The 23334-nt window shown below is 72.2% G+C and carries 25 protein-coding genes and 2 tRNA genes; 10 read left to right on the forward strand and 17 right to left on the reverse strand.

Annotation, left to right across the window (positions count from 1 at the left end):
- Window positions 1-35 precede the first annotated feature (35 nt).
- The 7 genes from EXU48_RS05895 to EXU48_RS05925 all read right to left on the reverse strand — a co-directional run bounded on the left by EXU48_RS05895 (window position 36) and on the right by EXU48_RS05925 (window position 6478).
- The gene (locus tag EXU48_RS05895; RefSeq protein ID WP_133106723.1) at window positions 36-1031 is read right to left on the reverse strand and encodes a phosphotransferase enzyme family protein; all 996 of its coding nucleotides are present in this window, start codon (window positions 1029-1031) and stop codon (window positions 36-38) included.
- Between the two features lie 89 nt (window positions 1032-1120).
- Window positions 1121-3190 carry a penicillin-binding transpeptidase domain-containing protein gene (locus EXU48_RS05900; RefSeq protein ID WP_133106724.1) on the reverse strand — a complete coding sequence of 690 codons (2070 nt, stop codon included), beginning with the start codon at window positions 3188-3190 and terminating at the stop codon, window positions 1121-1123.
- A gap of 126 nt (window positions 3191-3316) precedes the next feature.
- Window positions 3317-3389 (reverse strand) — tRNA-Glu (locus tag EXU48_RS05905).
- Between the two features lie 53 nt (window positions 3390-3442).
- Window positions 3443-3514: transfer RNA gene (locus EXU48_RS05910), tRNA-Gln, on the reverse strand.
- A 119-nt stretch (window positions 3515-3633) separates the two neighbouring features.
- The gene (locus tag EXU48_RS05915) at window positions 3634-4626 is read right to left on the reverse strand and encodes a phosphotransferase (RefSeq protein ID WP_133106725.1); all 993 of its coding nucleotides are present in this window, start codon (window positions 4624-4626) and stop codon (window positions 3634-3636) included.
- A complete protein-coding gene (locus tag EXU48_RS05920) occupies window positions 4623-5369 on the reverse strand; it encodes a response regulator (RefSeq protein ID WP_235856870.1) in 747 nt (248 codons plus the stop codon). Before EXU48_RS05920 ends, EXU48_RS05915 begins: the two co-directional genes overlap by 4 nt.
- Window positions 5366-6478, reverse strand: a complete 1113-nt coding sequence (locus EXU48_RS05925) for a sensor histidine kinase (protein WP_165962698.1) — start codon at window positions 6476-6478, stop codon at window positions 5366-5368. Before EXU48_RS05925 ends, EXU48_RS05920 begins: the two co-directional genes overlap by 4 nt.
- A gap of 147 nt (window positions 6479-6625) precedes the next feature.
- Here EXU48_RS05925 and EXU48_RS05930 point away from each other — a divergent pair, with 147 nt between their 5' ends.
- The 4 genes from EXU48_RS05930 (at window position 6626) to EXU48_RS05945 (ending at window position 11026) form a co-directional block, all read left to right on the forward strand.
- Entirely contained in the window at window positions 6626-8986 is a 2361-nt protein-coding gene (locus EXU48_RS05930) for an arylsulfatase (protein ID WP_133106727.1), read from the forward strand.
- A gap of 162 nt (window positions 8987-9148) precedes the next feature.
- Entirely contained in the window at window positions 9149-9877 is a 729-nt protein-coding gene (locus EXU48_RS05935) for an ABC transporter ATP-binding protein (RefSeq protein ID WP_133106728.1), read from the forward strand.
- Window positions 9874-10716, forward strand: a complete 843-nt coding sequence (locus EXU48_RS05940; RefSeq protein WP_133106729.1) for an ABC transporter permease — start codon at window positions 9874-9876, stop codon at window positions 10714-10716. Before EXU48_RS05935 ends, EXU48_RS05940 begins: the two co-directional genes overlap by 4 nt.
- 34 nt (window positions 10717-10750) lie before the next feature.
- The gene (locus tag EXU48_RS05945) at window positions 10751-11026 is read left to right on the forward strand and encodes an acylphosphatase (RefSeq protein WP_133106730.1); all 276 of its coding nucleotides are present in this window, start codon (window positions 10751-10753) and stop codon (window positions 11024-11026) included.
- On the opposite strand, the gene EXU48_RS05950 is transcribed toward EXU48_RS05945, so the two are convergent.
- The 4 genes from EXU48_RS05950 to EXU48_RS05965 form a co-directional block, all read right to left on the reverse strand.
- Window positions 11013-11402, reverse strand: coding sequence for an MmcQ/YjbR family DNA-binding protein (locus tag EXU48_RS05950; protein ID WP_133106731.1), 390 nt, complete (start codon window positions 11400-11402; stop codon window positions 11013-11015). The genes EXU48_RS05945 and EXU48_RS05950 overlap by 14 nt on opposite strands.
- An 86-nt stretch (window positions 11403-11488) precedes the next feature.
- Entirely contained in the window at window positions 11489-12694 is a 1206-nt protein-coding gene (locus EXU48_RS05955) for an MFS transporter (protein ID WP_133106732.1), read from the reverse strand.
- A 44-nt stretch (window positions 12695-12738) separates the two neighbouring features.
- The gene (locus EXU48_RS05960; RefSeq protein ID WP_133106733.1) at window positions 12739-13191 is read right to left on the reverse strand and encodes a MarR family winged helix-turn-helix transcriptional regulator; all 453 of its coding nucleotides are present in this window, start codon (window positions 13189-13191) and stop codon (window positions 12739-12741) included.
- 46 nt (window positions 13192-13237) lie between these two features.
- Window positions 13238-14233, reverse strand: a complete 996-nt coding sequence (locus EXU48_RS05965; protein ID WP_133106734.1) for a helix-turn-helix transcriptional regulator — start codon at window positions 14231-14233, stop codon at window positions 13238-13240.
- 95 nt (window positions 14234-14328) lie between these two features.
- Here EXU48_RS05965 and EXU48_RS05970 point away from each other — a divergent pair, with 95 nt between their 5' ends.
- From EXU48_RS05970 to EXU48_RS05980, 3 genes are read left to right on the forward strand one after another with little or no spacing between them, the layout of a single operon-like run.
- Window positions 14329-14577, forward strand: a complete 249-nt coding sequence (locus EXU48_RS05970; RefSeq protein WP_133106735.1) for a hypothetical protein — start codon at window positions 14329-14331, stop codon at window positions 14575-14577.
- Window positions 14578-14636: 59 nt separating this feature from the next.
- Window positions 14637-14879, forward strand: a complete 243-nt coding sequence (locus EXU48_RS05975; protein WP_133106736.1) for a hypothetical protein — start codon at window positions 14637-14639, stop codon at window positions 14877-14879.
- Window positions 14880-14903: 24 nt separating this feature from the next.
- Window positions 14904-15212, forward strand: a complete 309-nt coding sequence (locus tag EXU48_RS05980; protein ID WP_133106737.1) for a hypothetical protein — start codon at window positions 14904-14906, stop codon at window positions 15210-15212.
- A gap of 33 nt (window positions 15213-15245) precedes the next feature.
- Here the strand turns inward: EXU48_RS05980 and EXU48_RS05985 are convergent, their stop codons facing one another.
- From EXU48_RS05985 to EXU48_RS06005, 5 genes are all read right to left on the reverse strand, one after another.
- A complete protein-coding gene (locus tag EXU48_RS05985; RefSeq protein WP_133106738.1) occupies window positions 15246-16019 on the reverse strand; it encodes an HAD family hydrolase in 774 nt (257 codons plus the stop codon).
- Window positions 16019-17524, reverse strand: a complete 1506-nt coding sequence (gene gltX / locus EXU48_RS05990) for a glutamate--tRNA ligase (RefSeq protein ID WP_133106739.1) — start codon at window positions 17522-17524, stop codon at window positions 16019-16021. Before gltX ends, EXU48_RS05985 begins: the two co-directional genes overlap by 1 nt.
- Before the next feature lie 164 nt (window positions 17525-17688).
- A complete protein-coding gene (locus EXU48_RS05995) occupies window positions 17689-18036 on the reverse strand; it encodes a hypothetical protein (protein WP_133106740.1) in 348 nt (115 codons plus the stop codon).
- A 20-nt stretch (window positions 18037-18056) separates the two neighbouring features.
- Window positions 18057-18821, reverse strand: a complete 765-nt coding sequence (locus EXU48_RS06000) for a fumarylacetoacetate hydrolase family protein (RefSeq protein ID WP_133106741.1) — start codon at window positions 18819-18821, stop codon at window positions 18057-18059.
- A 48-nt stretch (window positions 18822-18869) separates the two neighbouring features.
- A complete protein-coding gene (locus EXU48_RS06005) occupies window positions 18870-19676 on the reverse strand; it encodes a methyltransferase domain-containing protein (RefSeq protein ID WP_133106742.1) in 807 nt (268 codons plus the stop codon).
- A gap of 71 nt (window positions 19677-19747) precedes the next feature.
- On the opposite strand from EXU48_RS06005, the gene EXU48_RS25295 reads away from it, so the two are divergent.
- Both EXU48_RS25295 and EXU48_RS06015 read left to right on the forward strand, forming a co-directional pair.
- Window positions 19748-21193, forward strand: coding sequence for a heparan-alpha-glucosaminide N-acetyltransferase domain-containing protein (locus EXU48_RS25295; RefSeq protein ID WP_133106743.1), 1446 nt, complete (start codon window positions 19748-19750; stop codon window positions 21191-21193).
- A complete protein-coding gene (locus tag EXU48_RS06015) occupies window positions 21190-22095 on the forward strand; it encodes a 3-methyladenine DNA glycosylase (protein ID WP_133106744.1) in 906 nt (301 codons plus the stop codon). The genes EXU48_RS25295 and EXU48_RS06015 overlap by 4 nt, the downstream gene beginning before the upstream one ends.
- A 56-nt stretch (window positions 22096-22151) precedes the next feature.
- Here EXU48_RS06015 and EXU48_RS06020 read toward each other — a convergent pair whose 3' ends face one another.
- Window positions 22152-22697, reverse strand: a complete 546-nt coding sequence (locus EXU48_RS06020; protein ID WP_133106745.1) for a nitroreductase family protein — start codon at window positions 22695-22697, stop codon at window positions 22152-22154.
- Between the two features lie 59 nt (window positions 22698-22756).
- On the opposite strand from EXU48_RS06020, the gene EXU48_RS06025 reads away from it, so the two are divergent.
- Window positions 22757-23317 (forward strand): DNA-3-methyladenine glycosylase I, encoded by a 561-nt coding sequence (locus EXU48_RS06025; protein WP_133106746.1) that lies wholly within the window; start codon window positions 22757-22759, stop codon window positions 23315-23317.
- The last annotated feature ends 17 nt before the right edge of the window (window positions 23318-23334 follow it).

Here is a 23334-nt window from a genome sequence, read left to right on the forward strand (position 1 = left end):
CACCACTGTGCCATGGCGCTCGTGGGCGGCACGGCTCAACCCAGCAGTGCCGCGGCGGTGACCAGCACCTGGCGCTCCCGGGCCTCGTGCTCGCGCAGCCGGTCGGCGAGTTCGGCCAGGTCCTCCGGCGGCGGGCCGGGTTCGCCGACGGCCCGCGCCACCGCGGCCGCGCTTCCGGCGGCGACCGCTGCGCGGTGCACGATCAGGGCCCGGTGGTCGACCGCGACGCCGGAGGCGTCCTCGTAGCCGCTCAGGAACGAGCGCAGGAGGCCGGGCGCCCCCGGGTTCGACGCCCAGTCGTCGAAGACGTCGCGGGTCGCCGCGGCCACGTCGGCCACCGCCGGCATCGGGCCCGACTCGTCGAGGTCGAAACACACCACGCGCTCGGAACGCCACCGGAGGTTGTCGAGCTCGAAGTCACCGTGCCCGACGACCGTCGGCCCGGTCGCCAGAGCCCGGGAGGCGGTTCGGACGGTCCGCGCGGCGGCGGCCACCCGAGGGTCGGGGTCCGCGCCGAGCGCCTCGAGGTCGGCGTCGTGTCGAGGCGATTGTGCCGCTCCTGCCGCTCCTGCCGGTCCTGCCGCGCGATGGAACCCCGCCAGGGCCGTACCCCAGGCGAACGCCCGGGCCTCGTCGAGGTCGTCCACGTCATACTCCTCGCCCTCGACCCGCAGCACCGCCGCCGCCACCATCTCGCCGGCGGCGGTCGGCACCCGCTCGACGACCCGACCGGCGCGTGAGACCACCGGACCGGCCACCGCGGCGGACCGTTCTCGAAGCCGTTCCTGGAGGGCAGCGCCCTGGGCGAGCCTGGCTCCGGCCGGATCGGACGCCGGCGCGAACCGCACGTACAGGACGCCGCGCTCGTCCACGCCATCGGGCAGCACGAACACGTGGCTGGCCGAGGATCGCCACCAGCGCAGCGACCCGGGGTCGAGCGCCCAGCGCCCGCCCACCCGGTCGGCGATCTCCGAGCGCCAAGCCTCGTCGACCGTGGCCCTCATCGCGGCGATCTCGCCGAGTCTCATCATGGGCCCGAGTCTGTGGCGTGACCGGGCCGCGCGTCGACGTGATTTCCCCGGCCGCGACCGACGGGCCGGGACGGCGGCTCAGCCCTCGGTCAGCCCTGCGCGCCCTGGAGGAAGGCCGAGATCAGCGGCCCGGAAGTGGCCGACCCGTACGCGCCCACCTCCACGAACGCGGCGACGGCGAGATCGCCCTGGTAGGCGATCATCCAGGCGTGGGTCTGGTCGGCGTCGCCGAACTCGGCGGTGCCGCTCTTGGCGCCGACCTCCTCGCCGGGCAGGCCGCTCAACTGGGTCGCCGTGCCGTAGGAGACGACGGCGCGCATCGCCGCGCGTAGCTGGGCCGCCTCCTCGTTCGTGAGGGGCACGATCTCGTCCGCGGTGCCGTCGCCGGTCGCGTCGGTCGCGTCGTCGGTCGCCGCGTCCTCGTCGGTGGCCCCCTGCTCGTCGGTCGCCGCGGCGCCGTCCGTCGCCGCTTCGTCGCCCGGGGCGCTCGCGTCCTCGCCCTCGGCGGACGGCTCCCCCTCCGGGAGGTTGAGCAGGAACGGCTGCACGGTCGAACCGGCCGCCACGGAGGCCGCGACCGTGGCCATCGCCAGCGGCGAGGCGAGTACCTGACCCTGACCGATCAGATCGGCGGCGTGCAGGGTCCCGGCGGCCTCGGTCGGCACCGACCCGAGGAAGCTCGGGAAGCCCAGCTCGGGGGTCGCGCCGAGGCCGAGGGAGGCCGCCGCGGCCGCGAGGTCGGCGGTCCCGATCCGGTCCGCCTCGGCGATCAGGGCCGTGTTGCACGAGTGGGCGATCGCCGTCTCGAGCGTGATGTCGCCGAGCCCGGCGGCCGGGTAGCCGGGGTAGTTGGAGAACTCCCGCCCGTCCACCGTGACGGTCTCGGTGCAGGAGACCGTGTCGTCGAGTTCCAGGCCCGAGCGCAACAGCGCGAGCAGCGTGACGATCTTGAACGTGGAGCCGGGCGCGTACTGGCCGACGGTCGCCGTCGACAGTCCTTCCCCGCCCGGGCCGCTGGCGGCGGCCAGGATCTCGCCGGTGGAGGGCCGGATCGCCACGAGTGCGCTGGCCGGGACGATCGGGGCGACGATCGACTCGGCGAGGATCTGCAGGTCGATGTCGAGGGTCGTGGCCAGGGCCGTGCCCTGGACCGCGTCCGCCGCGTACACCTCGGTGACGGTCTCGCCGTCGACGAGGGAGACGACGGTGCCGCGGATGCCGCGCAACTGGTCGTCGTAGGCGCGCTGCAGGCCGGACCGGCCGACCATGTCGCCCTCGACGACGAGGCCGTCGGACTCCTCGATGATCTCGGCGGTGGCCTCCCCCACCCGGCCGAGGATCGGCCCGGCGAAGCCCTCGGTCGGGCCGAGCTGGCGCTCGTCGGAGAGCATGTTCACCCCGGGCAGGGCGCGCACGGCGCTCAGGTCGATGGTGCCGGGGTCCTCCTGGGCCACGACCACGGCCTCCAGGTACGCGCGCGGGCCGGCCGCGAGGACCCGGTCGGCGTAGGCCTGCGGGTCGGAGAGCCCCACCGCCTCGGCGAGCGCGAGCGCGGCCGGCTCCCACTCGTCCGCGCCGATGAAGGTCTTGTCGATCCCGATCCGGAACACGTTCCGGTTCGTGACGATCACCGCGTCACCGCCACCGAGCACCTCTCCGCGGGCGGGCTGGGTGCGGGCCACGTCGTACACGCCGGTCTCGCCGAGCTCGGCGCCGAGCAGGTCGCGCGCCCAGGTGGCCGACCAGGTCTCGTCGGACTCGACCAGGTGCACCGAGACGGGGTAGGACCAGTCGTCCTCGGTCCCCTCGATGTCCCAGGTCCAGCTGAGCGCGGCGTCGGCGGCCCGGCCCTCGCCCTCGTCGTAGACGCTGCTCACCCAGGACACCTCGACCGCGCGCGGGATGCCCGCCAGCGCGCCGAGCACGGCCTCGGTGTCGGCGACCGCGAGGGCGCGGTCCTCGGTGGTCAGTGGGGCGTCGTCGTAGGTCCCGGCGGTCAGCGCGTCGGCGACGGCCAGTGCGGCGACCTCCTGCGGCGGGAGCGAGTCGTCCCCGCCGTCCGGGTCGGCGTCGGTGCAGGCAGCAAGGCCCCCGGCGACCAGGGCGAGGGTCAGCCCGATCCCGATCCGCCGGTCGAACCGAACCGAACCTGCCGCCATGTCGCTCTCCTCGTTGTGGGCCGGCACGAGCGTAACCCGGCCCATACCGAGATCAGGCGCAGTGACGCGGGCGCGAGAGCGGACATGACGAAGGCCCCCGCTCGATGAGCGGGGGCCTTCGGTTTGTAGCCCCGACCGGATTCGAACCGGCGCTACCGCCGTGAGAGGGCGGCGTCCTAGGCCACTAGACGACGGGGCCGTGCACTGGAAGATCATAGCGGACACTCACAGGAGCGCTTGCCATGCCAACCGCTGGGGTACCAGGACTCGAACCTAGACTAACTGGACCAGAACCAGTCGTGCTGCCAATTACACCATACCCCATGGGGGTATAACGTCCGGCCCGGATGCAGGCGTGCCGCACCCGAAACGTGAACGTCGTACCGGCGAGGAACTCTACCCGAGCCGGGCCTGTAGGCCAAAACCCGGGGCCGTGGGCAACGTCACACGGCGAGCAGCCCTTCGATGGTGGATCGGGTCACCCGCCGGTCGAGGAACTCCGCCACGCCGGCCTCGCTGCGGTTCCGCTCCTCGCCCCGCAGCCACGAGCGCACGTGTAGTTCCAGGATGTGACCGAGCACACACACCACCATCGAGAAGTCCCCCGGCTCGCGCAGCCGGGCCGGCCCACCGGCGTCGGCGTAGGCGTCGAGAAGGCGCCGGGCGCGGCCCGGGTCCACGCGCCCGGCGGCGTCGGTCGCGAACTCGGTGAGCACCATCGCGAGCTCGCCGGCCGGGTCGGCCGGGCCGGCGTTGTCCCAGTCGATCACGCACAACCGCCCGCCCGGTGTGGTGCGCACGTTGTCCGCCCACAGGTCCCGGTGGCAGATCCGAAGGCCCGACGGCGGCCGCACCAGGTCCTCGAGGTCGCTCACCGACGCGGTCACGGCGGTGAGGTCGGCGGCGAACGGCGCCCCGCCGTCGCTGGCCGCCCGGGCGAGCGCGGCCCAGGCTCGCTCCCCGACGGTCTCGGTGTACCACGGGTCCACCGCCTCCGTGGTGGGCGCACCGACGCGGTGCACGAGGCCGAGCACGCGCCCGACGGCGCCCGGGTCGATGCCGAGGTCGGCGTCGTCGAGGTCCACCCAGGCGTAGACGCGGACCTGGGTGGGCGCGTCCGCGGGGCGTCCGGCAGCCAGATCGGTGAGCAGGTCCCCCGCCGTCGTCCGCAGCGCCGCCGGGGCGAGCACGCCCACGTCGATCGCGGCCCGGGTGAACGCGGCGTTGGCACGCATCTCACCCTCGTCCTGGGGGCGCAGTGGCACCTTGACCGCGTAGTCACCATCGCTGGTGCGCAGCCGCCACACGGCGCCCTGCATGCCGGTGGCCGTGGGACCGGTCAGGGACGCGACCGGGCCGAGCCGGTACCGCTGCGCGATCGTGGCCGCGTCCGCCCAGGTCAGCATCGGCACCCCGGGGTTCGGTGTGTCGTTCACCGGTCCCCTCCCTCGAGCAGGCCGAGATCGAGAGCCCGCAGCACCGCGCGGGTGCGGTCCCGGACGCCGAGCTTCGCGAACACGCTGGACAGGTGGTTCTTGACGGTGCCCGCGGCCAGGTGCAGGGCGGTGCCGATCTCGGCGTTGGAGTACCCGGCCGCGGCCAGTCGCAGGACGTCCAGCTCCCGCGCCGTGAGCGACTCCGGACGCTCGATCCCGGTGACGGTGCCGGCTCGAGCGGCGGCCGCGCGGAACAGCCGGTCGGTCAGGCCGGGCTGGAGGAGGGTGCCGCCGCCGGCGAGGGTACCGATGGCGTCGACGAGTTGGTCCAGGGTGACGTCCTTGAGGAGATAGCCCTTCGCACCGGCGCGCAGGGCCCGGAGCACGAGCTCGTCGTCGTCGAACGTGGTCAGCACGAGGACCGGGACGTCCGAGCCGAGTTCGGCGAGTGCCTCCAGGGTGGCGAGGCCGTCCCGACGCGGCATCCGCAGGTCGAGCAGCAGCACGTCCACGTCGGTGCCGCCGAGCAGCTCGAGGGCCTCGTCGCCGTCGCCCGCCTCACCGACCACGGTGACCTCGTCAGTGAGCGAGAGCAGGCTCAGGATGCCCTGGCGCACGAGCGTCTGGTCGTCGACGACCGCCACCCGGATCGGCACTCCGCGACCGACGCCGCCGCCGTCACGCGTCCCGTCGGGGTGCCGGCTCGCGGGATCGGCGCCCGCGCCGTCGGGCCGGCCCGTCACGCCGGTCCCGCCGTCAGCAGCACCCGGAACCCCGCGCCGGGCTCGGAGGCCAGGGCGAGCGACCCACCGATCGCCTCGGCCCGCTCGGCCATCCCGCGTAGACCGTTGCCCCGCTCGATCGCCCCGGTACCGGAGCCGTCGTCCTCCGCCGACAGCCTGAGCCCGTCCTCATCGGAGCGGACGTCGATCCACAGCCGGGTGGCGCGCGCGTGCCGCAGGGTGTTCGTGAGGATCTCCTGGACGCAGCGCACCACGACCAGGGCACGTTCCTCGTCGAGCGGGCGCACCTCTGCCACGGACAGGCCGACCGACAGGCCCGGCACGTCGGAGACGATGGCACGTAGGGTCGGCTCGAGCCCGATCGGTGCGTCCCGCAGCTCGCCGACCGTCGCCCGCACGTCGGTGAGCAGGTCCTTGGCGATGCCGCGCGCTCGCGCAACGTGCTCCAGGCTCTCACCGGTACTCCGGTGAGCGGCCACCTCAAGCTCGAGCGCCAGTGCGGTCAGCTGATGGCCGAGCAGGTCGTGCAGCTCCCGGGCGATCCGGAGCCGCTCGGCGGACCTGCTGGTCGTCTCCAACACGGCCGCCGTGGCGCGCAGTTCGGCGTGGGCCACGGCGAGTTCCTCGCGGGACCGTGCCTCCTTGCGTGCCGACCCGATCACCAGCGCCGCGAACGCCTGGAACGCGAAATAGGTGACCGTGGTGAGAACGACGTCCGGAACGCTCGCCCCGCTCAGGGCGCTGCCGATGGACACGGCGAGGGTCTGCGCCACGACCACGGCCGCGACCCACCGGGGCTCGAGCCCGTAGGCGGCGGTTGCCGCGGTGACCACGAGCAGCACCGAACTCCACCCGAGCTGAGGTTCGGCCAGCCAGACCGTGATCCCACTGACCATCAGGATCGCGACCACCGGCCGCTCGGGCAGCAGCGCGCGGAAGAACATCTCGGTGTCCAGGGCGAACGTGAGCGCGAACACGGCGTAGGCGACCCACCAGACGACGGCCGAGGGGCCCTCGAGCGAGCCGGCGGCGAACGTCGTGACCCCGACGGCGAGCGTCGCGAGCAGCCCCGCGCCGGCGCTCATCCGTTCCGCCGTGCCAGGGACCATGCCCCGAACTCTAGCCAGCAGCGACCACAGGGCGGATGTGCCATGAGTCATGGGTGCGCTCATCCCGCGCGGGTGATGCTCCGCACCCCGGGGGCACGGTCGGATGGTGGGTGATTGCCCAGCGTGTCGACCCGAGGGAGCACACCGATGTCCGGCCAAGACACCCCATTCGAACTCAAGGTGGACCGGGACACCTATCCCCGTCCGGAGTACCGGTTCCCGAACGTGGACATCGGGACCTACGCGCAGGACTCGACGGCCGACTTCCCGCCGCCGCAGGGCGCACCCGAGGGCGCACCGAACATCGTCATCGTGCTGATGGACGACGTCGGCTACGGGCTGGCCAGCACGTTCGGTGGGCTGATCGAGACGCCGACGTTCGACCGGCTCGCCGACGACGGGTTGCGCTACTGCCAGTTCCACACCACTGCGCTGTGCGCTCCGACCCGGGCCGCCCTGCTCACCGGCCGCAACCACCACACGGCGGCCAGTGGGGTCATCGGGGAGCAGGCGACCGGCTTCCCGGGCTACACGGGGATCATCCCGAGGAGTTGCGGGACGTTCGCCGAGATCCTCTCCCAGAACGGCTACGCGACCGGCTGGTGGGGCAAGAACCACAACGTCCCGGACAACATGACCAGCTCCGCCGGCCCCTTCGACAACTGGCCGACGAACATGGGCTTCGACTACTTCTACGGCTTCATCGCCGGTGAGACCGACCAGTTCTATCCGCAGCTCACCCGCAACACCACACCCGTGGAGCCGCCGAAGTCGCCGGAGGAGGGCTACCACCTCACCGAGGATCTCGCCGACGACTGCATCGGCTGGATGCGGACGCAGAAGGCGATCGCCCCCGACCGCCCGTTCCTGACCTACTTCGCCCCCGGCGCCATGCACGCGCCGCACCACCCGCCGCTGGACTGGCGCGGCCGGCACGAGGGCAAGTTCGACTTCGGCTGGGACTCCTACCGGGCCCGCGTCTACCAGCGCCAACTGGAACTGGGCGTGATCCCGCCCGGGACCGACCTGACCGAGCGGCACGCCGAGATCCCCGCCTGGGACGACCATACCGAGGACGAGAAACGCCTGTTCCGGCGCCAGTTCGAGAACTACGCGGACTACCTGGCGGCCACCGACCACCAGATCGGCCGGCTCGTCGACGAACTGGAGGCCATGGGCGAACTCGACAACACGCTCTTCCTCTACATCATGGGCGACAACGGCACCTCCGCCGAAGGCACCCTGATCGGCACCTTCAACGAGATCCACACGCTCAACGGCTACCAGGAGCGGATCGAGGACCTGCTCCCCCACATCGACGAATGGGGGCTGCCCGGGTCGTCCCCGCACATGGCGGTCGGGTGGGCCCACGCCGGCGACACACCGTTCCAGTGGACGAAGCAGATCGCCTCCCACTTCGGGGGCACCCGGAACGGCATGGTCGTGCACTGGCCCGCCCGGCTCGCCGAGCGGCGGGCCACCCGGTATCAGTTCCACCATGTGATCGACGTGGCCCCGACGATCCTTGAAGCCATCGGCATCAGTGAGCCCTCGATGCTGAACGGCATCCCGCAGAAGCCGATGGACGGCACCTCCTTCGCCTACACCTTCGCCGGCGACCCGGCGCAGAGCCGGCACCGGACGCAGTACTTCGAGATGTACGGCAACCGCGGCATCTACCACGACGGGTGGATGGCATCCTGCCGACACGGCCGGCTGCCCTGGATCAACGCGGGATCGTTCTCCTGGGACGACGACACCTGGGAGCTCTACAACATCGCCGACGACTTCTCGCAGGCCCATGACCTGGCCACCGAGCACCCGGAGAAGTTGGCGGAGCTGCAGACCCTGTTCACCGTCGAGGCCGCCAAGCACGACGTGCTCCCGCTCGACGACCGGTTCGCCGAACGGCTGGACGTGCGCCTGCGACCCAGTTACTTCTTCGGGCGCACCCACGTGAGTTTCCCGCCCGGGATGCCCAGGTTGCCCGAGGGCAGCGGGCCGAAGCTCAACAACGTGGACCACACGGTCACCGTTCCGGTCACGATCCCCGACGACGGCGCGGAGGGCGTCCTGTTCCACGTGGGCGGCGACACGGCCGGCTGGGCGCTGTTCGTGCGCGACGGCAAGCTCGTCTACCACTACAACTTCTTCAACCTCGAGCGGTACGAGGTGGTCTCCGACGTCGACGTGCCGCGGGGCCGGACCACCCTCGGCTTCACCTTCCGCTCCCTGCAGGCCGTGCCGGGCGGGCCGGCGGAGCTGGACCTGACCATCGATGGCGCGATCGTCGGCCACCTGAACATCCCCCAACAGGTCCGCGCCAGGTTCGGGGTGGAGAGCATGACGGTGGGCATCAACAGCGGGTCCCCCGTGGTCGAGTCCTACCGGGATCGACGCGGCTTCCCGTTCACCGGCCAGATCGACCGGGTCGACATCGAGTTCACGTCCGCAGCCGCGGACATCCCTCCGGAGGAGAAGGTCCAGCAGCACATCGCGATGGACTGATCCCGGAGGCCGGTCCCGCACGGAGCGGGTGATCTCCGCTCGCCCGGTGGGGGGCCTGTGCGCACCCCGTGCCATTGGTCATGGGTCGGATCGGTGCCGTCCGGCACATCCGCCCGCTGCCGTCGATTCCTAGCGTGGTGATCGGTCGAAAGGAGACTGATCATGACCGTGCTGGAGATGCGCGACGTGCGCAAGACCTACCCCGGGGTGGATGCCCTGGCCGGGCTCGACGTGGGCGTCGCCCGGGGAGAGATCGTGGCGCTGCTCGGGCCGAACGGGGCCGGCAAGACCACGACGTTCGAACTGTTGCTCGGTCTGGTCCGGCCCACGTCCGGGACCGTGCGCGTGTTCGGCCAGGAACCGGGTGGGCGGGTCCGGACCCGGATCGGGGCCATGCTGCAGGCCGCCGGACTCCCGGACCAGCTGCAGGTACGCGAGCTCGTCCGGCTCGTGGGACGCGGCTACCCGAGCGCGCTGCCGGTGGCGGAGGTCCTCTCCCGAACCTCGCTGACGAAGCGGGCCACCCGGGCCGTGAAGTCGCTCTCCGGCGGCGAGCGGCAGCGGCTGCTGCTCGCGCTCGCGCTGGTCGGCACCCCCGAACTGCTGCTGCTCGACGAGCCGACGGCGGCCATGGACGTGGCCTCCCGCCGCACCTTCTGGGACCAGGCCCGGGCCAGCGTCGCCGGCGGTGCCACCATCCTGTTCGCCACCCATGACCTGACCGAGGCGGCCGCCGTCGCCGACCGGGTCGTGGTCGTCGCGGACGGTCGCGTGGTCGCCGACACCACCCCGGACGCCCTCACCCACCACGGCGACGACGACCTCGAGGAGGTCTTCCTCGCCCTGACCAACGAGAGTTCCACCGCCGCCGGAGAAGGAGACGACCGATGACCGCCACCCGAGAGACCAAGGCGGCCTCCGCCGTCGGGCAGGTCCGCCAGGGCGGCGCCCTGGGACTGATCGCCGTGAGCGCGGTCACCGAGGTGCGCTCGAAGCTGCGCACCCCCGAGTTCGCCGTCGGGGCCATCGCGATCCCGGTGCTGCTCTACGCCATGTTCGGGCTACCGAACGCCGGCGTGCTCCCCGGTGGGACCACCGTGCGGACGGCGTTCGTGGTCTCCATGGCCGCGTACGGTGTGATCTCGCTCGCGATCTTCACGTTCGGCGAGGACGTCGCCAAGGACCGCGGTCAGGGCTGGCTGCGCACGCTGCGGGCCACGCCCGTGCCGGTCTGGACCTACCTGGTCGGCAAGGTCGCCAGCGCGGTGGTCCTGGCCGCGCTGATCGTCGCGGCCATCGGTGTGCTCGCGGCGACCGCCGGGGGCGTGCGCCTGGATGCGGGAACCTGGGTCGCGCTCGCGGCCCTGATGATCGCCGGCGTGCTCCTGTTCGCTCCGCTCGGGTTCGCGATCGCGTTCCTGGTGCGACCGCGGGCGGCGGCCGTGATCTCGAACCTGATCTTCCTGCCGCTGGCGTTCGCGTCCGGCTTCTTCATGCCGCTGTCCGAACTGCCGGAGGTGCTCGGCGACATCGCCCGGTACCTGCCGACGTTCCACTACGGTCAGCTCGCCTACGCCGTGGTGATGCCGGCCGAGGACATCACGTACTGGACCGGGGTCGCCACCAGCCCGGCCTGGGTGCACCTGCTCTGGGTGTTCGGCAGCGCCGTGGTCCTCGGCGCGGCCGCCCTGATCGCGGCCCGCCGAGAGGCGGTCACGGCCAGGGGCTGAGGGGGCATCGCGCGAGCCGGTGCACAATGGGCCGATGGACGCACCGGTCGCGCGACGCCTAGTGATCCGCGGCCTGGTTCAGGGCGTCGGGTTCCGCTACCGGTGCGTGCGTGCGGCCACGGAGGCAGGCGCCACCGGCTGGGTCCGCAATCGCACCGACGGCTCGGTCGAGGCCCACGTCGAGGGCCCGACGGCCGCCGTCGAGAACGTGCTCGCCTGGGCTCGGGTCGGGCCCGGCCCGGCCCGGGTGGACGCGGTCGAGGTCCGTGCGGTCGCTCCGGAGGGCCACCGCGAGTTCACGGTCCGGTGACGGGCGCGGCCGGTGGTGGCCCCGGGCCGTCGGGATGGGTCAGGTCGTAGGCGCGGGAGACCTTCTGCGGGACGACCATGCGCCAGGCATCGACCACCAACTCGCGAGCCTCCGTCGGGTCCAGCTCGGCGAGGCGGGCGTGGACCCAGTGGAACCGCATGTCCGAGGCGGACGGCAACGCGAACTTGTCTGGCTCTCCGCCGACGAGGGCTGCCCGCTCATCCCGGGGGAACGCGAACTCCATCACGACCTCGTCGAGCGAGAACGCCACGTAGACGATCTGCCCGACTCGGAACTTCAGCCGTCCCCGGACGTGGACCTCGTACGAGCGCTCCAGTTCGGTGCCCAGTGGACGAACATCCTCGACCTCAGCCATCTCACTCCTCGCCTGGTGTACCTGGATGGACCGTGGCGGGGGACCGGACTCATCGGGACCGCGCGAACGCGCCGGGCCGGGGTCCGTCAGGCGTCGGCGGCGGTGAGCTCGGTCGCTTCGGCCACGCTGTGCGGCCGTTCGGCCTCGTCGTCGACGTGGGCGAGCGTCCGGCGGCCCGCGGTGATGAGCACGGCTGCGGCGGTGACCGCCACGGCACCGACCCAGAACGGCAGGTGCACGCTGAGGTTCTCGCCCAGGTAGCCGGCGAGCCACGGTGCCACGGCTCCCCCGGCGAACCGGACGAAGCTGTAGGCGGCCGAGGCCACGCCGCGCTCCACGGGCGCCGCCTTCATCACGGTCTCGGTGATCAGGGTGTTGTTGACGCCGAGGCAGGCGCCGGCGAGGATCACGCCGATCGCCAGGGCCAGTTTGGAGTCCGTGAGGATCGCCATCATGGCGAGGATCACTGCGAACGCGCCGAGCGCCCACGTGATCGGGCGGAGCGTGCCGAACCGGGCTTGCAGTCGCGGCGCGACGAGCACCGAGGTGATCGCCAGGAACGCACCCCAGCCGAAGAAGATCAGGCCGATCTGGAAGGCGCCGAGGTCGAGCGGGAACGGGGTGAACGCGAGCAGCGTGAAGAACCCGAAGTTGTACAGCAGGGCGGTCAGTCCGGTGATCAGCAGCCCCCGGTGACGCAGCGCCCTGAGCGGTTCGAGCACCGAGGTCGTCCGCTCTGCCTTCGGGGTGGCGGGCACCAGGAGGAAGGTGGCGATCAGGGCGATCGCCATCAGCACGGACACGCCGTAGAAGGGTCCGCGCCACGAGATGTGCCCGAGCAGGCCACCGATGAGCGGTCCGATCGCGATGCCGACGCCGAGAGCGGCCTCGTAGAGGATGATCGCCTGCCCGACCGATCCCTTCGCGGACCTGACGATGGCGGCGAGCGCGGTCGCGACGAACAGGGCGTTGCCCAGGCCCCACACGGCGCGCCAGGCGATGATCCCGCTCACGGAGTCCTGGGAGCCGGCCATCCCGGCGCCGACGATGATGATGGCCAGGCCGATCAGCATCGTGGTCTTGGCACCCAGCCGGCTCGAGACTGCGCCGGTGACCAGCATCGCCAGGCCCATCACGGCCATGTAGCTGGTGAACAGCAGCGACACCTGCGACGGGGTGGCACCGAGCTCGTCGGCGATCGGCTTGAGGATCGGGTCCACGAGCCCGATGCCCATGAACGCGATCACGCTCGCGAATGCGATCGCCAGGACGGATCTGGGTTGACGCAGCATGGTTCTCCTTGCTCGCCCGCGGCGTCCGCGGGATCGTGCCGGCCTCAGGCGGGGTCGGTGGGTGCGTGCGCCGGCGTGACCGCCGGCAGTTCGACGAGCCGACGCATGACGGCGACGCCCGCCTCGAGCGCGGCCCGTTCGCTTTCGCTGAGCTCGGCCAGGGACGGCTCGAGGGCCCGTTCACGGGCCCGGCGCACCTCGCGCAGGGCGACGCGACCCTGCTCGCTGAGTTCGACGAGCGCGGCGCGACCGTCGGTCGGGTCCGCGGTCCGCGTGACCCAGCCGAGTTCCTCGACCCGCTGCACCTGCGCCGTCATCGTCGGCTGGCTGCACCGGTCGGCGCGGGCCAGGTCGCTGATCCGGGCCGGGCCGGTGCGTTCGACGAGGGCGAGCAGCCGGGCCTGTGCGGCCGGGACGTCGAACTCCGCGCGGGCGGTGGCCCAGCGGTTCAGCAACGCCACCGCGGCCAGCAGGTCGGGTCCGAGATTCGTGCTCACGTGCCACCAACATACATAGGCATCCTATGTATGTCCACCGCCCGAGTCATCGGTCGACGTCGGAGCGTGTGCCCACGGCCCCCTCGAGTCGGCCGATGATGGCGCGGCACCGGTCCAGGAACTCGGGCGGGCCGAGGATGTGGAACTCGGTCTCCAGGCCGAGCAGGTAGCCGAGGAAGCCCTCCACGTCGTCCCAACCGGCGCGCAGGATGCTCCACCCGCCCGCCGCGCCGTCCGGCGGGTCGGGGTCGACCTCGAGCTGCCCGGCGGTCGGCGCGACCCGGCCGGCCAGCGCCGCCGGGCCCCCACGCAGCCGGACGGTCACGTCGTACCGGTAGGGCGACCGGGTGATGGCTTCCTGCACGTAGGCGGCGGCGTCGGCGGCCGGGAGCGGGCGCGGCGTGTACCGGGCGCGCTCGCTGGGCCTGGTGCGGATCCGGTCCACGCGGAACGTCCGCCAGTCGGTGCGGACCGTGTCCCACGCGACCAGGTACCAGCGCTGCCCGGCGTCGACGAGCTGGTACGGCTCGACCAGCCGCCGGATCCGTTGCTCGTCGGCCCGCTCGTACTCGAAGGCGAGTTGCCGGCGCGAGGCGATGGCACCCGAGATCTCGGTCAGGTACGACGGGTCGACGGCGTCGGTCGCCCCACCGAGTCGGGTCACCGCCGCCTTCAGAGACGTGAACCGGCTGCGCAACCGGGCCGGGAGCACCTGCTCCAACTTGGTCAGGGCCCGCACCGAGCCCTCGGCGACGCCGGCCACCGGGCTGGCGGCCACGGCGGCCAGCCCGAGGGCCACCGCGAGCGCCTCGTCGTTGTCCAGCAACAACGGTGGCAACTGTGCGCCGGGCCCGAGCTGGTACCCGCCGGCCACCCCGGCGGTGGCCCGGATCGGGTAGCCGAGCTCGCGCAGCTTGTCGATGTCGCGGCGCACGGTCCGGTCCGTGACCCCCATCCGCTCGGCCAGTGCGGCGCCGGTCCACTCGCGCCGGATCTGCAGCAGCGAGAGCAGCTGCAGCAACCGCGCGGTCGAGGACATCATGCGGCCATCGTAGACGGGGATCTAGGACGGGAACTGTCCGTGATCGGAGGGACACTTGCAGGGCAGCAGGATCCAGTCGGACAGGCAGGAAGAAGATGACCGAGATGACGCAGTACACGGGCTTCCAAACTCAGGCGTTCTGGCCGTCGCGCGTCGAGGCCAACCGGGCCGACGCCGTCGCACGCGGGCCACGCAACACCCTGGCGGTCCGGTTCGGACGGGCCCTTGTGCGCCTGGGTACCGGCCGGCGCGGCCAGGCCCAGCGCCGGCTCCACCTGGATGCCGCCGAGGAGCGGATCGGCACCCTGGCCGCACTGAGGGCGTCCGGCATCCCGCCGCTCTGAAGCGGCACACCGACACCGCCGAGTGGACCCGAGCGGACACTGAGAGGACACCGAGCCACATGCACCCCTTCGCCCCGATCGCCGCGACCCGCCACGACGAACTGCTCGCCGACGTCGCGCGCCGGCGGCTCCTGGCCGAGAACCCCGACCGCGAAGTCCCCGCCCCTTGGCGCGTGACGGTCCGCCGGATCGCGGCGGCCTTCAGGCGCCGGCTGCCCCGTGCCTCGAGGAACGCCGCTCCCGTCGGCGAACAGTCCGCCATGGCCACATGTGAGCAGGACCTGTTCACCACGGCCGGGTGAAGAACCGCAGAGGAGGACAGACCCATGGGACACCGACCGGAACACCCCTTGGCCCTGATCGCCCGCATCCACCACGACGAGGCCGTGACCGCGGCCGAGCGTCGACGCCACCTGGCCGCGCACCCCGACCAGGTGGTCCCGCCGCGGTGGCTCGTCACGCTGCGCCGGCTCACGGCGGCGGTCCGGACCGGGCTCGAGCGCCGTGGGGCGCGGGGCGTGGGCGCCGGCGGCGCACGCACCGAGACCCGCACGGCGACCGCGGCCGCGACCCGCAGTGGCGCCGCGAGCGCTGCCGGCGCCGAAGAGTGCGCCGGCGCAGCCTGCCGGGCGTGACCTCCGCGGCTCGCCGGGCCCGATCTCCGTGGGTCAGCCCAGGGCCAACCTGACCGACGCCAGTGCGTCGAGGCCCCCGATCACCGCGATGCCGTCGGCGGCCGCGGCGGCCGGGTCCTCGTCATGAGGCGCGCCGCGGCGCCGGCCGGGTCGGTCGAGCCACACGCCGTGCAGGCCGGCGTGCTGGGCTCCGCGGGCGTCGGTGTCGAGTTCGTCGCCGACGTAGATGGTCTCCTCGGGTGCGGTGCCGAGCAGCCGGCAGGCCTCGAGGAAGACCCGTCGGTCCGGCTTGCCGACCCCGAAATTGTCCAGCGAGACCAGCAGCGGCGCGAGGTCGTCGAGCCCGGTGGCCACGAGCTTGACCCGCTGCATGGCGGCCAGTGCGTTCGTCAGGCTGCCGGTGCGCAGCCCGGCCTCGCGGGCCGCGGTAACGGCGGGGACAGCGTCGTCGAACGCGGTCCAGGCGCGTTCGAACGCCGCGTCGTAGCGCTCGTTCCAGCGCAGGAACGTCGCGTCGTCGAGCACCGACCCGTCGTAGACCTCGTGCAACTGGTCCACGCGGGCGCGCCGCTGATCGAGGTGGCCGATCTCACCGCGGGTGAAGGCCCGGTAGTAGCGGCCGGTGTCGGCGCGCCAGGTCGCGAGCAGTCGGGGGTAGTCGGCCGCGGGCACGCCGGGCAGGAACTCGGCCGCGACCTCCGCGAGCGCCGCGGCGAACGCGGAGCGGGTGTCCACGAGGGTGTCGTCGATGTCGAACAGGACACCACGGACCACGCGCCTCGAGACGTCAGCTCCGCCGTCGGGCATCAGAGCGTGGCGCGCAGCGCCCGCAACCGCGCGAGCGAGGCGTCCCGGCCGAGGATCTCCATGGACTCGAACAGCGGCGGGGACACCCGGCGCCCGGTGACGGCCACGCGCAGCGGGGCGAACGCGAACCGGGCCTTGATGCCCATGCCCTCCACGAGCGCCGCCTTGAGCGCCTCCTGCTGGGACTCCGGGGAGAAATCGGCGAGATTCGTCAGGACCTCGATGGCGGCGTCCAGGACCGCGGGGGCCTCGTCCCGCAGGGCGCCGCGCGCGTCGTCCTCGACCACGACCGCCTCGTCGGCCGTGAACAGGAAACCGAGCATCCCGGGTGCCTCACCGAGCAGGGTCATCCGCTCCTGGACCAGCGGGGCGGCAGCGTCGAGCAGGTCGCGGTGCTCGGGTGCCAGGTCCGCGTACGACCCCGCGGGCACCAGGCCGGCGGCGTGCAGGTGCGGCACCAGCCGGTCCCGGAAGTCCTCCGGTGCGAGCAGGCGCAGGTGGGCGGCGTTGATCGCCTCGGCCTTCTTCAGGTCGAACCGGGCCGGGTTCGGGTTGACGTCGGCGATGTCGAACGCGGCGACCATCTCCTCGCGGGAGAAGATGTCGTTGTCGGGCGAGATCCCCCAGCCGAGCAGGGCGAGGTAGTTCAGCAGACCCTCCGGGGTGAACCCCCGCTCCCGGTGCAGGAACAGGTTCGACTCGGGGTCACGCTTGGAGAGCTTCTTGTTGCCCTCCCCCATCACGTAGGGCAGGTGCCCGAACGCCGGCATCACGCCTGCCACCCCGATGTCCAGCAGCGCCCGGTAGAGCACCACCTGGCGAGGTGTGGAGGAGAGCAGGTCCTCGCCGCGGAGCACGTGGGTGATGCCCATCAGGGCGTCGTCGACGGGGTTGACGAGGGTGTACAGGGGCTGGCCGTTGCCGCGCACGATCACGAAATCCGGCACCGAGCCGGCCTTGAACGTGACATCCCCGCGGACCAGGTCCGTGAACGTCACCTCGTCCTGCGGCATCCGGATCCGCAGCACGGGCTCGCGACCCTCGGCCTTGAACGCCGCGACCTGCTCCGGGGTGAGGTCGCGATCGAAGCCGTCGTAGCCGAGCTTGGGGTCCCGCCCGGCCGCACGGTGCCGGGCCTCGACCTCCTCCGGGGTGGAGAACGACTCGTACGCATGGCCCGCCTCCAGGAGGCGCCGAGCGACGTCGGCGTACAGGTCCATCCGCTGCGACTGCCGGTACGGCTCGTGCGGGCCGCCGACCTCCACGCCCTCGTCCCAGTCCAGCCCGAGCCACCGCAGCGCATCCAGCAGCTGCAGGTACGACTCCTCGCTGTCCCGGGCCACATCGGTGTCCTCGATCCGGAACACGAACGTGCCGCCGGTGTGCCGGGCGTAGGCCCAGTTGAACAGCGCGGTTCGGATCAACCCGACGTGCGGGGTACCGGTGGGCGAGGGGCAGAAGCGGACGCGGATGTCGGAACCCGTGGGCGTGGCAGCGGTAGTCATGATGGCGCCCAGCCTAGCCGCGCGAACGGGCACGCCTTCGAGAGTGCTGTTCCGGCAGCCGACTCAGCACTCTGGGGCGATCGGCCAGGTCCGCCGTCCGTCGAGAGTGCTGTTCCGGCGGCCGACTCAGCACTCTCGACGACCGACCGGGCCCACTACCGCCATCAGTTGTAGCGCTCGCCCGTTCCGGCGTCGAGCACGGCCCAGTCGGGCGCGCCGACGGCGGCCAGGGCGTCGAAGACCTCTCCGGTCGGTCCATTGACGAAGATCATCCGGACCTGACCGGCGTGGACGGTGAAACTGATGCTGTCGACGCCGTGCGGTACGAGCACCCCGGTGCCCGCGTCGATGGACCCCTCGGCCCCGGTGGCCGCGAGCGCCTCGTTGAGCGTGCCCGCGAGGGCGTCCGGTTCCCCCATCGGCAGGTAGTGGCCGGCTTCCTCGTACAGCATCTCCGTGTACGGGTCCGCGATGCCCTCGGGGACCCGGTGGACCATGATCATGACGCCCATGGTGGCGAGGTTAGCGGGTCCTAGCGGCGCACCACCGGGTTGCCGAGCACCCCGATCCCCTCGATCTCCACCTCGACGCGCTGCCCCTCGCGGATCGGGCCGACCCCGGCCGGGGTGCCGGTGAGGATGACGTCACCCGGCAGCAACGTGAACAGGGTGGAGGCGTAGGCGATCAGGTCCGGCACCGAGTGGATCATCTGCGCCGTGGAGCCGTCCTGACGAACCTCGCCGTCGACCCTCGCCCGGATCCGCAGGTCGGACACGTCGAGGTCGGTGACCAGCACCGGCCCGAGCGGGCAGGAGGTGTCGAACATCTTGCCGCGGGTCCAGGTCTTGTCCGCCCGCTGGGCGTCCCGGGCCGTGATGTCGTTCGCAGCCGTGTAGCCGAGGATCACCTCGTTCGCGCGCTCGGCCGGCAGGTCCTTGCAGATCCGGGAGATCACCACGGCCAGCTCGGCCTCGTGGTGCACGTCCTGGGAGTAGGAGGGCAGCACGATCGGGTCGTCCGGGCCCACGACGGTGGTGTTCGGCTTGATGAACACGAGCGGCAGTTCGGGGATCTCGTTGCCGAGCTCGGCTGCGTGCTCGGCGTAGTTGCGACCGAACGCCACCACCTTCGAGCGCGGGATCACCGGCGCGAGCAGCCGCGTCGTCTCGATCGGCACCCGCTGACCCGTCGGGGTGAGCGGGGTGTAGAGGGGGTCACCGGTGAGGACCACCAGCTCCGAGCCCTCCACCAGGGCGTAGTGCGGGTCGTCTCCGGTGGTGAAGCGCGCGATCTGCATAACGGCAAACCTAGTGCCGGGCCGGGGCCGCGGCGCACCAGGACCGGGTCAGACCCGGATCACCAGCTCCCCGTGCACCACCACGAACCAGCCGTCCTCCTCCTGGCCCCAGTCCCGCCAGGCCTGCGCCACCTCGGTGATGTCCGTCTCGGTCCCGATGCCGGCACCCAGGATCTGCCGGCCGAGCGAGGACTGCTCGAGCCGGTCGGCCCACAGGTTCGACCACCAGGTGCGCGCGTCGTCGTCGGCGTAGCACCAGGACCCGGTCGAGGCGGTGATGTCCTCGAAACCGGCCTCGCGCGCCCAGGCGAGCAGGCGCCGTCCGGCATCGGCCTGGGCGTTGTTCTTCTCGGTGACCTGGTGGTAGAGCTCCTGCCACCGGTCCAGGCCCGCGCTGGCGGGGTACCAGGCCATCGCCGCGTAGTCCGCGTCCCGGACGGCGATCAGTCCGCCGTGGCGGGTGACCCGTGCCATCTCCTTGAGTGCCGCGATCGGGTCGCTGAGGTGCTGCAGCACCTGGTGGGCGTGCACCACGTCGAACGCGCCGCGCGCATACGGCAGGTTGTAGACGTCGGCCTGCTCGAAGAGGACGTTGTCGACATCGCTGGCCTCGGCGAGTTCGGACGCCTTCATGAGGACGTCGGTGGCCCGGTCGACCCCGAGCACCCGGCCGGGGCGGACGTGCCTGGCCAGGCCGACCGTGATGGTCCCGGGACCGCAGCCGACGTCGAGCACGTCGTTGCCCTCCTCGAGGTACGGGAGGAGGTAGCCGGCCGAGTTCTCCGCCGTGCGCCACCGGTGTGACCGCAGCACGCTCTCGTGATGCCCGTGGGTGTAGGTGTCGGCGCGCTCCATGGACCGAGTTTAGGGGCGAACTGCCCGTCCGGCCCGGTAAGTGGGCAGGGCACGTTCGTTAGCCTGAGCGGGTGAAGCGCATCGTAGGAGTCGATACCGCTCGGGGCCTGGCGGTGCTCGGCATGTTCGTGGCGCACCTGGGCCTGGAGCGTGACGCCGAGATCCTCTCGCCGACCGGCTGGTTCTTCGTCGCGGACGGCCGTCCGTCGGCGCTGTTCGCGCTCCTCGCGGGGATCGGGCTGGCCTTCATGACCCGCCGTGCCTATCCCGACGACCTGCACGGCCTGCGGGTGCAGCGCACCCGCATCATCAAGCGCTCGGCGATCCTGTTCGTGTTCGGGTGGCTGCTCTGGTTCCTGGGTACCCCGGTCGCGGTCATCCTCGACTCCTACGCGTTCCTGTTCGTCCTCGCCCTGCCGTTCCTACGACTACGCCCGACGGCGGTGCTCGCCTGGGCGCTCGGCGCCGTGCTGGTCATGCCGCAGGTCGTGCTGCTGACCCGGTGGGCGGTGTTCGACAGCCCGGAACCCACGCTCAGCCTCCCGCCGTTCTTCGAGTTGCTCACCGGCTACTACCCGGCGCTGAGCTGGACGGCCTACCTGCTGGTCGGCCTTGCGGTCGGCCGGCTGCCGATGCAGAAGGTCCGGGTCCAGGTCGGGCTGCTCGGCGCCGGTATCGCGATCGCCGCGCTCTTCTACGGCGCGGGGTACCTGCTGTGGTCGGGCCTGCCCGACCAGTTCGGGGTGGCGGCGAGTCTGACCAGCGTCGAACCGCACTCGGGCAGCACGTTCGAGATGGGCGGGAACATCGGTGTGGGGCTGGCCGTGCTGGGGCTGTGCCTGCTGCTGACCACCCACGTCACGGCGCTGCGGGTGGTCCTCACCCCGATCTCGGCGACCGGTGCGATGTCCCTGACCGTCTACAGCCTGCACATCGTCTACATCCGCATCCTCGGCAACGAGGCGGTCTGGAACGCTCAGTCGAACTGGCCGCTGATCTGGCTGATCATCGGCACCTTCGTGTTCGCCACCCTCTGGCAACTGACCCTCGGGCAGGGTCCGCTGGAACGCCTGATCCACCGGATGATCCGCCCGCCACAGCCGACGGCACCGCACCAGTGGCCGCCGACGGGACCCGGCGGACCTGCCTGGCAGGGCGCCCCGCCCGGCCCGGGTGGACCGGCCGACTCGGGTGGACCGGCCGGCTCGGTGGGACCGGCCGGCTCGGGACAGCCCGGGTACGCCCCGGTCCCGGCGGGCGGCCCGCTCCCGCCACCACCGCCCGGACCGTACGGACCGGGCGCGAACTACGGTGCGCCCCACCCTCCCGTGCAGCCGTACGGCCAACCTGCCCCACCACGGTTCGTGCAGCCGGGCCATCAGCGGTACGGCCAACCGGGACCTGCCGGGCAAACCGGACCTGCCGGACCCGCCGAGCCGCCGGCCCCCTTCGACCGACGGCTTCCACCCGAACAGCCCGCGGTGCCGCCCTACCCGGCCGCTCCCCCACCCCGATGAGCGCAACCAGCCCGACCAGGTCGGCACCGGACACGACGGTCCTGGCGCCGCTGCAGTGGCGGGCGCTCGAGGCGAGCCATGCGGAACGTGCGGACGCCCACACGGCCGGACACCGCCGTCGGCGGTCCCGTCACGAGGCGCACCCGGTGCACGACTTCCTGTTCACGTACTACCCGACCAAACCGGCCCAGTTGCGACGCTGGCACCCTGGGGCCGGAGTGACGCTCCTGGACGCGCCGGACCGGGCGAGCGCCCGCTGGTACACCCGCGGGCGTGTCCCCGGGTCGGCCACGGTGGACGTGGGCGGCTACCTGGAGCAACGGCGCGACACGGTGGTGTACGTGCATGACCTGCTCGGCGCGACCCGGTCCCGGCCCGGTCAGTACGGGTGCTTCGGGCTGCACGAATGGGCCATGGTCTACCGCCAGGATCGGGCGCAGGTGCGCCACCGCGGCGCCCCGCTCCGCCTGGGCGGCGAGGGCACCGACGCCGTGGTCGAGTCACACCAGTTGCGGTGCACCCACTTCGACGCGTACCGGTTCTTCACGCCCGGGGCCGTCGACCGCAACGCCCAGCCGCTGAGCCGCGCCGAGCAGCCGGCGAGCGAGCAGCCGGGCTGCCTGCACGCGGGGATGGACTGCTACAAGTGGGCCACGAAACTCGGCCCCGTGGTGCCCGGCGACCTGCTCCTGGACACGTTCGAGCTGGCCTGGGACATCCGCGAGCTGGACATGCGTGCCTCGCCGTACGACCTGACCGACTGGGGCTACGACCCGGTTCCGATCGAGACGTCCGCGGGCAAGGCGACCTACGTGGCGGCACAACGGGCGTTCGCGCAGCGGTCGGACGCGCTGCGGGTGCGCCTGCTCGAGGTGACGGGGGCCGTCCTGCACGGCGCGTGATCCACGCGCCGCTGGCGCTCCCCTGACCCGAAACGTCGATCGAACCCACCTCGCCGTCAGGCGCCGTAGCGCTCCCAGCTGACGACCTCGGAGATCGGCTTGCGGCCGGACAGGCTCGGCGCGGCCTGAGCCTGCGTGGCGTCCGTGTAGCCGAGCCCGATCGCGGACCAGGGCTCGAGGTCGGCCGGGATGCCGAGCAGGTCGCGGACCTGCTGCCGGTTCTCCGGGGTGCTGAACCAGGCAGTGCCGCTGCCGATCCCGAGGGCCTGGGCCGCCAGCATGACCCGCTCGGAGAGCCGGCCGTCGTCATAGGCGACCGACCGGCCCTCGCCCCTGACCGCGATCACGATCGAGGCGGTGACGCCCTCGAGGAAGCCGGCGAACGCGCCGGCCGCGGCGAGCCGGGCGTTGACGTCCGGATCGGTCACGACGACCAGGTGCCAGGGCTGGGTGTTCTTGGCGCTGCCGGTCCAGCGGGCGACCTCGAGCAGTTGTTCGAGGTCACCGCGGCCGATCGGGTCCGGGAGGAACTGGCGGGACTGACGCAGGCTGCGCAGCGAGGTGAGGACGGCTTCGGACTGGGAGTTCTCGTGGGTGCTCACGACCCCATCCTGGGCCAGGCCGGGCGCCGCTGTCAGGGGCGGCGCCTACGATCTCGCCCATGGAGACGTTCCGCTGCTTCGGGACCGGCGATGCCCTCTACGAGGCGTACCACGACAACGAGTGGGGAGTGCCGCCGTCGAACAGTCCGGACGAGCACGAACTGTTCGAACGGGTGAGCCTGGAGGCGTTCCAGTCCGGGCTGGCCTGGATCACGATCCTGCGCAAGCGGGAGGGCTTCCGGGCGGCGTTCGCGGGTTTCGACCCGGCCGCGGTCGCGGCGTTCGACGAGGGCGACGTCGCCCGCCTCATGGCGGACGTGGGCATCGTGCGGAACCGGGCGAAGATCGCCTCGACGATCGCGAACGCCCGCGCCCTGCTGGATCTGCACGAGCGCGGTCACACGCTGGCGGACGTGTTCGAGGCGCACCGCCCGCCCACCCGCGCACGGCGGGTGTCGCGGTTCGACCAGGTGCCGGCGAGTACCCCGGAATCGACCGCGCTGGCGAAGGACCTCAAGAAGCGCGGCTTCCGGTTCGTCGGGCCCACCACCGCCTACGCAGCGATGCAGGCGCTCGGGTACGTCGACGACCACCTGGAGGGCTGCCTCAGCGCGGCGTGAAGGCCGCTCGGCGTGGG

Source organism: Occultella glacieicola (assembly GCF_004353825.1).
Taxonomy (GTDB): Bacteria; Actinomycetota; Actinomycetes; order Actinomycetales; family Beutenbergiaceae; genus Occultella; species Occultella glacieicola.

Excerpts from the sequence above, each read along its gene's own strand:
- EXU48_RS05895 (WP_133106723.1), bottom strand. The coding sequence starts at position 1,031 with ATGATGAGACTCGGCGAGATCGCCGCGATGAGGGCCACGGTCGACGAG.
- EXU48_RS05900 (WP_133106724.1), bottom strand. The coding sequence starts at position 3,190 with ATGGCGGCAGGTTCGGTTCGGTTCGACCGGCGGATCGGGATCGGGCTG.
- EXU48_RS05925 (WP_165962698.1), bottom strand. The coding sequence starts at position 6,478 with ATGGTCCCTGGCACGGCGGAACGGATGAGCGCCGGCGCGGGGCTGCTC.
- EXU48_RS05930 (WP_133106727.1), top strand. The coding sequence starts at position 6,626 with ATGTCCGGCCAAGACACCCCATTCGAACTCAAGGTGGACCGGGACACC.
- EXU48_RS05935 (WP_133106728.1), top strand. The coding sequence starts at position 9,149 with ATGACCGTGCTGGAGATGCGCGACGTGCGCAAGACCTACCCCGGGGTG.
- EXU48_RS05940 (WP_133106729.1), top strand. The coding sequence starts at position 9,874 with ATGACCGCCACCCGAGAGACCAAGGCGGCCTCCGCCGTCGGGCAGGTC.
- EXU48_RS05945 (WP_133106730.1), top strand. The coding sequence starts at position 10,751 with ATGGACGCACCGGTCGCGCGACGCCTAGTGATCCGCGGCCTGGTTCAG.
- EXU48_RS05950 (WP_133106731.1), bottom strand. The coding sequence starts at position 11,402 with ATGGCTGAGGTCGAGGATGTTCGTCCACTGGGCACCGAACTGGAGCGC.
- EXU48_RS05955 (WP_133106732.1), bottom strand. The coding sequence starts at position 12,694 with ATGCTGCGTCAACCCAGATCCGTCCTGGCGATCGCATTCGCGAGCGTG.
- EXU48_RS05965 (WP_133106734.1), bottom strand. The coding sequence starts at position 14,233 with ATGATGTCCTCGACCGCGCGGTTGCTGCAGCTGCTCTCGCTGCTGCAG.
- EXU48_RS05970 (WP_133106735.1), top strand. The coding sequence starts at position 14,329 with ATGACCGAGATGACGCAGTACACGGGCTTCCAAACTCAGGCGTTCTGG.
- EXU48_RS05975 (WP_133106736.1), top strand. The coding sequence starts at position 14,637 with ATGCACCCCTTCGCCCCGATCGCCGCGACCCGCCACGACGAACTGCTC.
- EXU48_RS05980 (WP_133106737.1), top strand. The coding sequence starts at position 14,904 with ATGGGACACCGACCGGAACACCCCTTGGCCCTGATCGCCCGCATCCAC.
- EXU48_RS05985 (WP_133106738.1), bottom strand. The coding sequence starts at position 16,019 with ATGCCCGACGGCGGAGCTGACGTCTCGAGGCGCGTGGTCCGTGGTGTC.
- gltX (WP_133106739.1), bottom strand. The coding sequence starts at position 17,524 with ATGACTACCGCTGCCACGCCCACGGGTTCCGACATCCGCGTCCGCTTC.
- EXU48_RS05995 (WP_133106740.1), bottom strand. The coding sequence starts at position 18,036 with ATGGGCGTCATGATCATGGTCCACCGGGTCCCCGAGGGCATCGCGGAC.
- EXU48_RS06000 (WP_133106741.1), bottom strand. The coding sequence starts at position 18,821 with ATGCAGATCGCGCGCTTCACCACCGGAGACGACCCGCACTACGCCCTG.
- EXU48_RS06005 (WP_133106742.1), bottom strand. The coding sequence starts at position 19,676 with ATGGAGCGCGCCGACACCTACACCCACGGGCATCACGAGAGCGTGCTG.
- EXU48_RS06015 (WP_133106744.1), top strand. The coding sequence starts at position 21,190 with ATGAGCGCAACCAGCCCGACCAGGTCGGCACCGGACACGACGGTCCTG.
- EXU48_RS06025 (WP_133106746.1), top strand. The coding sequence starts at position 22,757 with ATGGAGACGTTCCGCTGCTTCGGGACCGGCGATGCCCTCTACGAGGCG.